Raw genomic sequence first — 536 nt, 5'->3', positions numbered from 1 at the left:
AGATCGGGACCACCGGCAACGGCCGGGCCAGCCGTGGACCATCCGCGCCGCCCGTCCCGTCGCTGGGCAGCCTGTACGCGCGCCCCGGCACCCTGACGCCGGCCGCGCTGATGCAGGACATCGCCGAGGGGATCTATGTCACCGAACTGATGGGATCGGCCATCAACGGCCTGACCGGCGATTACAGCCGCGGGGCTGCGGGATTCATGATCCGGGGCGGCGTGCTGGCCGAACCGGTCGCCGAACTGACCATCGCCGGCAACCTGAACGACATGTTCGCCCGGATGGTACTGGCCGACGACCTGGAATTCCGCCGGGCGACCAACGCGCCGACGATCCGGATCGACGACATGATGATCGCCGGAGCCTGAATACGGCCCCCGTCAGACAGGCCCCCGTCAGACAGGCCCAGCATCAGACAGGACAGGAACAGACCGCATGACCATTCCGACCCGTACCGTCCGGCCTCGCCCGGCGCGCCGTGCGGCGTTCCTGCTGCTGGGCGCGGCCCTGGCGATCGCGCAGGGCGGCCTGGC

At 70.1% G+C, this 536-nt stretch carries 1 protein-coding gene; it reads left to right on the top strand.

Annotated features, from left to right (window positions below):
• A partial coding sequence (locus tag HUK84_RS22510; protein ID WP_246285849.1) for a metallopeptidase TldD-related protein occupies positions 1–371 on the top strand: 371 nt, incomplete at its 5' end.
• Positions 372–536 lie beyond the last annotated feature (165 nt).

This window comes from Nguyenibacter vanlangensis (genome assembly GCF_013376155.1).
Lineage (GTDB): Bacteria > Pseudomonadota > Alphaproteobacteria > Acetobacterales > Acetobacteraceae > Gluconacetobacter > Gluconacetobacter vanlangensis.
Note: the sequence above shows the minus strand (reverse complement) of the source record. Positions and strands in the feature narration are given on the sequence as shown.